The organism is bacterium (assembly GCA_035528375.1).
Taxonomy (GTDB): Bacteria; RBG-13-66-14; RBG-13-66-14; order RBG-13-66-14; family RBG-13-66-14; genus RBG-13-66-14.
In genome coordinates, this window is the sequence record DATKYS010000029.1 from 1 (window position 1) to 9,782 (window position 9,782).

Below are 9,782 nucleotides of genomic sequence, written 5' to 3' on the forward strand. Positions count from 1 at the left end.
GTAGGGGCGACCGTCCACGGTCGCCCGCGGGCCGACCTGAACGGCGCGCCGTCGGTCGGCCCCTACGTCATCGCAAATGCGGGGCGGGGTGGGGAGCGAAAACGCGGCGGCCTGCGGCCTCCCTCTCCCTCCGGGAGAGGGGATGGGGGTGAGGGCCACCTTATAAAAAACGGGCCGACCTGAACGGCGCGCCGTCGGTCGGCCCCTACGTCATCGCAATTTACGCCGCGCTAAAACGCCAAAACCGCCTGCAACAGGTCCAGAATCATCAGCACACCCAGCGCGATCAACAACAATCCCCCCACTATCTCCACCACTTTCATGTGCTTCTTGATCCTGTTGAAGAAGCCGAAGAAGGCGTCCACCGCCAGGGTGGTGAGGATGAAAGGGATGGCAAGCCCGAACCCGTAGGCCGCCGCCAGGAAAACCGCCCCGAAGATATTGCTCTTGGTCATGGCCATGCCGATGATGCCGCCGAAGAAGCCCATGGTGCAGGCGGAAAAGGCGAAGGCGAAGGAGAGGCCCATGACGACGCTCTGCCAGGCGCTCCCGCCGCCGCCCTTGGTCCCCCCGCCGCCCAGGAAGTCCAGGAACGGGATGCGCACCAGCCCGGTCATGTGTACTCCGAATAAAACCACCACTGCTCCAAGGACGCGGAAGACCCAGATGCGCAGCGGGCTCGACGGGCTGAAGGCGACGCCCAGGACGCCGAAGACCGCGCCGATGAGCACGTAGACGATTATCACCCCGACGGCGAAGAAGAGCGCGTTCTTGACCATCTTGCGCCGGTTCTTCCGCTTCAGCTCCCGCTTCTCGTCCGCGGGCAGCGCCTCCATCTCCTTGCCGGTTATCTGGCCCAGCGACAGGCCGCTCATGTAGGAGATGAAGGCGGGCACCACCGGCAGCACGCAGGGGGTGATGAAGGTGAAGAGGCCCATCAGGATGGCCACCAGGACGCCGAGGAGGCTGAACTCGGCGGTCTGGCGCTCGGTCCAGGAGGGGCCCTCGTCCCCGGCGCTCTCGGCCGCCGCCGCCAGGGGTGCCGCCAGGGCGAGGAGGAGGAGAAGGATTGGAACGGCTCTCTTCAACGTCGGCTCCTCGGTTGGGATGTGTAGGGCGGCCCCGCAGGACGAGTCCCCTGCGGGCCGCCGTTTTCTAATTGTAGGACTGAGGTTACCTTCGGATGCAATTATGCCATAGTGAGTAAATCGTCATTGTAACCGATCCACGACGAGGCGCCGGGCGCCCCGCATCGGGCACCGCTCGTCGGCGGCCAGACCGGGGACCCACAGCGGACCGTCGGCGTCGGCGACGACGGGGTGGTACGGCCGCTCCCACGCCGGCACCCTTTTTTCGGCGAAAAGTTTTTTCAGCTTCTTCGCGCCCACGCCCGTCAGGCGGAGCGCATCGCCCCGTCCCGGCGTGCGGACCACGAGCGGCAGGTTTCCCTCCCCGAGGGGGATGGAGTCTGCGCCCCGGGCCGTCGGCGCGGCGGCCAACTCAACGCGGAACGCGCCCCACGTCCAGCTTCCCGGCCCGGTAATCCCCAGCCCGGCGGGGGGCGGCGGGGGGCGCTTCGGCCCCAGGCAGACCTGGGTCCAGCACCGGCGCAGCCTCCTGCCCCGGGGCAGGTCCACGGCGCCCTGGTCCTTCCCCCCGGCGACCAGCTCCGCCATCTCCGTCAGGTGGCCGCTCTCGAGAAACCCGCGCCAGCCGACCTCCCCGGCCCAGATGGCCCGCAGCGCCTCGTAGAGCAGCGCCTCGCCGGCCAGGGCCAGAAGCGGCCCCGAATAAACCGCGCCCCACGGGCCCTCGGAGAGGTAGGCCCGCTCCGCCAGCTCCTCCCCCACCGCGCGCAGGTAGGCCCGCTGGCGCCGGAGAATCCCCGCGGTCCGGGCCACGGCGGCGATCGCCCCGGGGTTGATTCTCACCAGGAGCGGCAGGACCTCGCGGCGTATCAGATTTCGGGCCGCCCCCAGGTCCTCGTTGGTGGGGTCCTCCCGCCAGGCGAGGCCCCGGTCCGCGAGGTAGGCCCGCAGCGCCGCGTGGTCCAGGTCCAGGAACGGCCGCCACAGCGGCCCGTCCAGCACCTCCATCCCGCCCAGTCCGTCGAGCCCCGCCCCCCGGACCAGGTTCACCAGCACCGTTTCGATCTGGTCCTCGCGGGTGTGGCCCAGGGCGATGCGCTCGAACCCTCCGTCGGCGGCGGTTTTGTGCAAAAAATCGTAGCGGGCCTCCCGAGCCCGGGCCTCGCCCTTCTTCGCCGCCCGCCAGCGCCGCACGTGGCACTCCAGCCCCAGCCGGTCCGCCAGTCCGACCACGTGGGCGGCGTCGTCGGCGGAATCCGGCCGCAGGCCGTGATCGAAGTGGGCCACGGCCAGCTTCAGCCCCGGTCCGGACTCGGCGAGCGCCGCCAGGAGGGCGGTGGAGTCGGCCCCGCCGCTCACCGCCACCAGGACGCGCGTCCCCGCCGGGGGGGCCGTGGCCGCGAGAGCCGCCCGTAACGGGGCGAAAAGATTGTCGGCGGAGTCGGTCATAGTCATGCGGGGAACGGAGAACACCGGGGGAGAAGGAAATGCATTGGGTCGTAAGAATCATCCGATTAACCGATTCGATAGACGAGTATCCGCTGCGCATTCCTCGCCGCGGAGAAGAGATTGGCGATTTTATATACCAGTCTCGTTCCCATTCCCAGCTTATTTATGATTTCGTTGGAAGTGAAATATATGGTTTCTATAAATTCAGTTTGGGACATCCAGCCGGTCAATTCCTGCGGATCATCAATCCCCCAGTGAACCTCCGCGCCGGTTTTCTTGAGCGAGGGATGTCTCCCGATTCTTTTTGCGGTATAAACACTATACGCGTCAAATATTAAGGTGTAATGACCAATCCATTTTTCCAGTGCGCATAGGACCGCCTTGATTTCCTCTTCCCGGAGATACATAAAGAGACCTTCAGCAACGACGAGATATTGCTTGTTTTCCACGGGAATTCTCTCAATCCACCCCAGTTCCGTAACGGATGAAGCAAGTAGGTGGTATTTCTCGGTTTCCGGGAAAAAATCCCTGCGAATATCAATCACTTCTTTATAGTCCAGGTCATACCAGTCCACTCTCTCATTATTAATCCTGGTGTATCTACTATCCAGCCCGCATCCCAAATGCATGACGGTGCTCGTTATTTCCTGTTCCAGGCAACCTGCCACGTAATTATCGAACAGTTTCGCCCTGATGCACATCATCACGTTCGTTTTCTTGGGTGTTTTCAATGAATTGAAGTCATAGGCGATGTTTTCTACGATATTCAACGCTTTCTCATCATAAAGAATCGGGGCGCTCTTCCTGCTTTCCAGCGCCTTTCCATACAGAGGCACGAGTAGGGTTTCCTTCTCTTTCTCCAGTTCAATCATCCAGTGTCTCCAGATGCCTACTACCAAACAACGAAAGTTGCGAAACAACCCGGCTCATCTCTCGGGCCGCCGGAGGGTCTTGGGGTGCAGCACGGCGCAGGGGACTATCATCTCGGGCATGGAGATGCCGCCGTGCTGGAAGGCGCCCGCGTAGAAGCGGCGCTGCTCGTTCTTCGAGTACGAGTAGACGAAGTTGTAGTCCTCCAGCGCCACGAGGTAGTTCTTGCCGATGTGCTCCGCGGGGAGCATCCACTCCGCGGGGTGGTTGATCAGGAGCGCCCCCTCGCCCTCGAAGCGCAGGTTCTGGCCGAACCACAGCCGCAGGCCCTTGGAGGTCTTCTTGTCGCAGTAGGCGATGACCGCCCGCTCGGTCTGGATGCTGCCGTGGTCCGAGGTGATGACGACGGTGACGTCCCGGCCGGTGAGCTCCTTCAGCCCGGCCAACAGGCTCGAGTGGGCGAACCAGGCCGCCGCCACCGCCCGGAACCCCTGCGGCGTGTCGCTCATCTCCGAGAGCACCTGGAGGTTGGACCGCTCGTGGGTCAGAAGGTCCACGAAGTTGACCACCAGGGAGTAGAGGGTGGTCTCGCGCCAGCCGCGGAAGAGTTCGAGGACGCTGGGCTCCGTGCTGCCGCCGCGGATTTTTTTGTAGCGCGGTCGGGCCGGGAGCTTCACCCCATGCCGCTCCAGGCACGCGTTCAGGAGCTGGCCCTCGTGCTGGTTCAGCCCCGCGTCCTCCTCGGAGCGCTCGGACCAGAACTCCGGCAGCTTCTCGGATATCTCCTTCGGGTACAGGCCGGCGAAAATCGTGTTCCGGGCGTAGTTCGTGCTCGTGGGGATGATCGAGAGGTACGGGAAGTCGTCTATGAGCCAGTGGGGCTCCAGGAACCGGCGGAACAGGAGCCAGAGGTCGTAGCGCATGGCGTCTATGACGATGAAGTAGACCGGCCGCTTCTGTTTCAGGAAGGGGGTCACCACCCGGGGGAGGATGTCCACCGAGAGCATGGGGCGGTCCGCCCCGCCGGCCACCCAGCCGCGGTAGTTCTCGATGACGTAGCGGGCGAAGAGGGCGTTGTCCTCGCGCAGGACCTGGTCGTGAAGCTTGTGGAGACCGGGGTCCCGGGCCGTCTCGAGATTCAAGTCCCAGTTGACCAGGGAGACGTAGCGCTCGAGCCAGCCTTTCCAGTCGGTGATTTCGTGCCGGGTCTGGTCGAACTGGCGGAGCTCGGCCATGTAGCGCTGGACCAGGGTGGAGGTCTCGAGGGCCTCGCGGTCCAGGATGCGCTTGAGGACGCCGGCGAGCTGGGTCGGGGTGACCGGCTTGACCACGAAGTCGTCGGCGGCCAGGCCGTAGGCCTCGTCCATCAGCGAGTCCTCATGGCCCTTGGTGACCATGACCACGGGGAGGTTGGGCCTCACCCGCTTGAGCTCGGCCAGGGTCTCGGTGCCCGAGAGGCCCATCATGTGCTCGTCCAACAGCACGGCGTCGAAGCGTTCCTCGAGCACCTTCGCCAGGGCGTCGTCGCCGTTGGTGACCCCGACCACCTCGTAGTCGCGGCGTTCGAGGAAGACCACCTGGGAGCGCAGGAGCTCTATCTCGTCGTCAACCCAGAGGATGCGGCGTTTCTCCACGGTCTCCTTTTGGTTCGGGGCGCCGGGGCGCCGGGGTGGACAAGGGGTTTAAACCCCTCGTCTTTTACGGTGTCCGGCTTCGGAAACGCCGGCGCGTGGGCATCGGTTCCCTAGACCGGCAGGGTGATCGTGAAGCGTGTCCCCTCGCCGGGGGAGCTCTTGAGGCGGATGCGGCCGTGGTGGTACTCGACGATTATCCGGCGCACCAGGGTCAGCCCCAGGCCCCAGCCACGGGCCTTGGTCGAGTGCCCGGCGTCGAAGACGCGGCGGCGCATCCACCAGTTCATCCCCGCCCCGGTGTCGGACACCTCCAGCTCGACTCCCCTCGGCACCCGCCGGAGGCGGACCGTTATCAGGCCCCGGCCGGGTTTCCTCCGCCCCTTCTTTCCCCCGTCGCCGGGGTTCGCCAGGACCTCCGCGGCGTTGCGCACCAGGTTCTCTATCACCCAGCCGAAGAGGACGGCGGACAGGGGCACGAGCCCCACGTCCTCCGACTCGTCCACCAGCTTGACGTTGGCCAGGGAGATGCGCTTGCGGCAGTATTCCACCGCCTCGCGGACCACTGCGCGGAGGTCCGTTTTCTCCAGCTCGGGCGTACGGCCCACCTCGGCGAAGCGGTGGACTATCTGCTCCAGCCGCTTCACGTCCCGGGTCATCTCCGGCTGGACCTTCCCGACCGCGGCGGGGTCCTCCCTCAGAAGCTCCAGCCAACCCAGAAGGCTCGAGACGGGGGTGCCGAGCTGGTGGGCCGTCTCCTTGGCCAGCCCCACCCAGATGGCCTGCTGCTCCGACAGGCGGAAGCGGTGGTTGGCGAAGAGCCCCAGCCCGCCGAAAATTAAAATGAACGCGATGCCCACCACGGGCAGCCAGGAGAGGGTGGTGATTATCTCCGGCGAGGAGTAGTGCAGCGTGGCGACCAGGCGCTCCTCCACCGTTCCGGTGGGCTTTTGCACCCGGCGCTCGACCAGGGGGATGGGGTCGTTGTCCTCGTCCATCTCCGCGGCCAGGCGCAGGATTTCCAGACGAGAGGCCGCGTCCACCGGATGCAGGTCGCCGGGCAGGTTGCGGCACTCCATCTGCTTCCCGTCCGCCGAGACGACGATGGCGGGGAATTTCAGCATGCGCCGCAGGGAGTCGGTTATATCCTTCAACAGGTCCAGCGACACGTCCCCCCGCGTGACGGCGGTGATGATGGTCGAGGAGACGTCGGCGTAGGCGATGGATATGGAGCGGTACTCGTTCTCCAGCCGGTTGATGAGGGCGTTGGAGTAGGTGAAAAGACCCACCCCCACGAGGAGGAAGAGGATCAGAAAGTAGAGGGTGATGCGCCGCAGAATCATGGACCGCCGTTGGTTCAGGGCGTCGCGTATGCGCGCAGGAGGGCGTGCTCACGCTCCGCCGTCGCCGCCAGGGAGCCGAGCACCTCCAGGTACGCCTCGGGGGACGTGTCGGAGGTGCGCAGGTCCGCCGCCAGGTGCAGCCGGGTCCCGGTGGGGTCCAGGGCGAACTTGACGAGCGGCAGGTCGAAATTTCTTTCCAGCGCCCAGCGCTGCATCCCGGCCGGGATGCCCTCCCCCTCCACCCGGATGGGCAGAGAGAGGAAGAGGTGCTCCGGCGTGCGGTACACCGTGATCCGCCAGTCGCTCTCGGCGCCGGCGAAGTCCACGTACCAGCGGTCGGGGTTTTCGGGATCGAGTGAGTAAATGAGGCCCGCCCCCGCCGTGGCCGCGGTGTACTCGACGCTCTCGGCGGCCGGTGAAACGACCGCCGTCAGTAGCGCGAGAATAATCGTCGCCCGTTTCACGGCCAGAGGGCCAGCCCGGTTAGCTCCCCCTCGACGTCGAGGATGAGCACCGGGGGCGGCGCGCCCACGGGGGTTTCCGCCCGCCGGTACACGCCCGGGCGGCCGCCGATCTCGCCGTAAAAATAAATCGTCTGGTTGTCCGCGTCCACCACGGGGTGGCGCTCGTTCCCGGCGTCGTCGGTCAGCCGGACCGGCTCCCCCGACTCCAGGTCCACGACGTAGAGGTCGTAGTCCCCGCCGCGGTCGCTGGCGAATACCAGGGCGCGCGAGTCGGCGGAGAAGGCCGGGTCCACGTCGTCGTAGGGGCCCTCCACCAGGCGGCGGAAGCGGTTCGAGCGCAGGTTCAAAAAGTGGATATCACCCGCGTAGACCAGGGCCGCGAGCCCGCCCGTCCGGTCGAGGACCAGCCCGTCCGGCTCACTCTCGAGGTCCGGGGAGAGGGTGTTGAGCGTGGTCGGGTCGCCCGGTGAGTCCAGGTGCCGCAGGGCCGGTCCGGTGTCGTCGGAGGCCACGAAGACCACCGACTCGTCCAGGATGCCGCGTGTCGGGAAGCGGTCCGGGGTGAAGTTTTTGGTGAGCTGCTCCGTGTCGCCGCCCTCGGCGGGGACGCGGTAGATTTCCCAGTCCCCGTCCGCGTCGCAGGCGTAGAGGACCCAGCGGCCGTCGGCGGAGAAGGCCGGGGCGCCCTTGAGGCCCCGGGTGAAGGTGAGCTGGCGCTCCTCGCCGGATTCGAGGTCGTAGAGGTAGACCTCGTCGGCGCCGCCCTTGGCGGCGGTGTAGGCCAGCAGGGGCGTTCCCCCCCGGGAGGCGCATCCGGCCGTGAGGACGAGGGTCGCCAGAATAAAGGCTGCCGCGGTTTTTCGCATCTTCATCGCACGCTCCGGGTTGAAGGTCCGTGCCCCGTCCGGGGCGAGTATTTAGCCAGGTGCGTCAAACCTTGGACACACGAAGATTTCCAGGGCTCTAGTGGGATCCGCTCCACGCGGCTTACCTCAGCGTAGAGGTTTCCGTTTGGAGGATTTCGTAGGTTTCGGTGTCTACAAAGGTGCTAAAAACGTAGCCATCTTCGTCCCAGCACTCAACGCTAAAGATTAAGGCTTCCGGAAAATCCGCGTGTGGAAAATGGGCATATAAAGAGAAGCAATAGGTGCCCTCTTCGTAGTTGTCATCAAGATACTGCAGGACTGGCGCCATCAAGCGCCGAATGCGCTCGTTATCATAAATAATCTCTGGACCTGGCTTATAAAAGTGGTCCACCGGCTTAACGTTTTCGTTGTAATACACATCCCAGCATTTACTTTCGTTTCCGTCAGCGTCGGTAAATACGAGAGTCCAATAGCATCCCATCATTAAAAGGCCGTCCCTATCCACGATTCCATTAAAATGAGACAAATGCGCGCCGGGATTCCAGATGTAATCTTTGACAACGTTCGTTGCCCAATCAAAGGAACCCTTCGTTGGAGTTCCGCCATCCGCGCTTGCGCTCGTAACGCACGCCAGTATGAGGACGGCCGGGACGCCGAGCAGTATCCGTTTCATCTAGCCCTACCTCCTCATTTCGATTTTATGGGCCGTTTTTCTAATCAAGCGCCTAAACTATTTTAAGGTGTTATTCCCCCCGCGGGCCTACCTGAACGGCGCGCCGTCGGTCGGCCCCTACACTCCGGTCCGCCCCGCCGGGGCGGGGAATGGTCGCATTCGGGAACAAATTAGTCGGGCGTCTACGGTCCGCACCCGCCGGGGCGGGGAATCGAGTTTTGAGCTCACCCGATGTTTCCGGCCCCCACCCTTCGGCCTCCACCCACGGGGAGAGAGGGGCGTAGCCGGCAACTGAATTTCGAACGGCTCCCTTCGGCCTCCGCCCACGGGGAGAGAGGGGCCTACTCCGCCGGACTCCAGGCGGGAAAACCGTCATCGCTTTCGTCGTCGGTCAACCGGGTCACCTTGCCCCCGTCGGCGTCCATCACGAAAATTTCCAAGTCCCCGTCGCGCTCGGACTCGAAGGCGATGCGGCGGCCGTCCGGACTCCAGACGGGATTCCTGTCATCTTTTATGTTGTCGGTCAACCGGGTCAGGTTGCCCCCGTCGGCGTCCATCACGAAAATTTCGTGGCTGTCGGAGTCGCCGCCGGAGCGGAAGGCGATGCGGAGGCCGTCCGGACTCCAGGCGGGATTCCCGTCAGTGCTATTGTTGTTCGTCAACTGGGTTTGATTGCCCCCGTCGGCGTCCATCACGAAGATTTCAGCGTCCCCGTCGCGCGCGGACTCGAAGGCGATGCGGCGACCGTCCGGACTCCAGGCGGCAAAGTGTTCCCGGTCATCGTTGAAGGTCAACTGGGTTTGATTGCCCCCGTCGGCGTCCATCACGAAGATTTCAGCGTCCCCGTCGCGGTGGGATTCGAAAGCGATGCGGCTGCCGTCCGGACTCCAGGCGGGATACATGTCCCAGTCATCGTTGAAGGTCAACCGGGTCACCTCGCCCCCGTCGGCGTCCATCACGAAGATTTCCCAGTTTCCGTCGGGGAAGGAGGTAAAGGCGATGCGGCCGCCGTCCGGACTCCAGGCGGGGAACTCATCATCGCTTACGTTGTCGGTCAACCGGGTCAGGTTGCCCCCGTCGGCGTCCATCACGAAGATTTCGTAGTCCCCGTCGCGGCTGGAAGCGAAGGCGATGCGGCGGCCGTCGGGACTCCAGACGGGATTCCTGTCATCTTTTATGTCGTCGGTCAACCGGGTCTGGTTGCCCCCGTCGGCGTCCATCACGTAGATTTCCCCGTGCCCGTAGCCGCCGTGGACGAAGGTTATTTTTCCGCCGTCCGCGCTCGCGCTCGTAACGCACGCCAGTATGAGGACGGCCGGGACGCCGAGCAGTATCCGTTTCATCTAGCCCTACCTCCTCATTTCGATTTTATGGGCCGTTTTTCTAATCAAGCGCCTA

Annotated in this window: 9 protein-coding genes; all 9 read right to left on the minus strand. The window is 64.4% G+C overall.

Translation table 11 applies throughout. The features are described from left to right. Nucleotides 1-230: 230 nt before the first annotated feature. The gene (locus VM054_01565; GenBank protein ID HUT97746.1) at nt 231-1,088 is read right to left on the minus strand and encodes a cytochrome c biogenesis CcdA family protein; all 858 of its coding nucleotides are present in this window, start codon (nt 1,086-1,088) and stop codon (nt 231-233) included. Nucleotides 1,089-1,211: 123 nt separating this feature from the next. Beyond that, nucleotides 1,212-2,543: a tRNA lysidine(34) synthetase TilS gene (gene tilS / locus VM054_01570; protein ID HUT97747.1), complete on the minus strand. Its 1,332-nt coding sequence runs from the start codon at nt 2,541-2,543 to the stop codon at nt 1,212-1,214. Between the two features lie 59 nt (nt 2,544-2,602). Then, the gene (locus VM054_01575; GenBank protein ID HUT97748.1) at nt 2,603-3,409 is read right to left on the minus strand and encodes a class I SAM-dependent methyltransferase; all 807 of its coding nucleotides are present in this window, start codon (nt 3,407-3,409) and stop codon (nt 2,603-2,605) included. 54 nt (nt 3,410-3,463) lie between these two features. Continuing rightward, entirely contained in the window at nt 3,464-5,041 is a 1,578-nt protein-coding gene (locus VM054_01580) for a response regulator (protein HUT97749.1), read from the minus strand. A 110-nt stretch (nt 5,042-5,151) separates the two neighbouring features. Next, entirely contained in the window at nt 5,152-6,381 is a 1,230-nt protein-coding gene (locus VM054_01585; protein ID HUT97750.1) for a HAMP domain-containing sensor histidine kinase, read from the minus strand. Nucleotides 6,382-6,395: 14 nt separating this feature from the next. Beyond that, complete coding sequence (locus VM054_01590) at nt 6,396-6,845, minus strand: hypothetical protein (GenBank protein HUT97751.1); 450 nt, start codon at nt 6,843-6,845, stop codon at nt 6,396-6,398. Next, the gene (locus tag VM054_01595; protein HUT97752.1) at nt 6,842-7,717 is read right to left on the minus strand and encodes a hypothetical protein; all 876 of its coding nucleotides are present in this window, start codon (nt 7,715-7,717) and stop codon (nt 6,842-6,844) included. The genes VM054_01590 and VM054_01595 overlap by 4 nt, the downstream gene beginning before the upstream one ends. A 115-nt stretch (nt 7,718-7,832) precedes the next feature. Then, nucleotides 7,833-8,384 (minus strand): hypothetical protein, encoded by a 552-nt coding sequence (locus tag VM054_01600; protein ID HUT97753.1) that lies wholly within the window; start codon nt 8,382-8,384, stop codon nt 7,833-7,835. Nucleotides 8,385-8,725: 341 nt separating this feature from the next. Then, complete coding sequence (locus VM054_01605; protein HUT97754.1) at nt 8,726-9,727, minus strand: hypothetical protein; 1,002 nt, start codon at nt 9,725-9,727, stop codon at nt 8,726-8,728. Nucleotides 9,728-9,782: the final 55 nt, after the last annotated feature.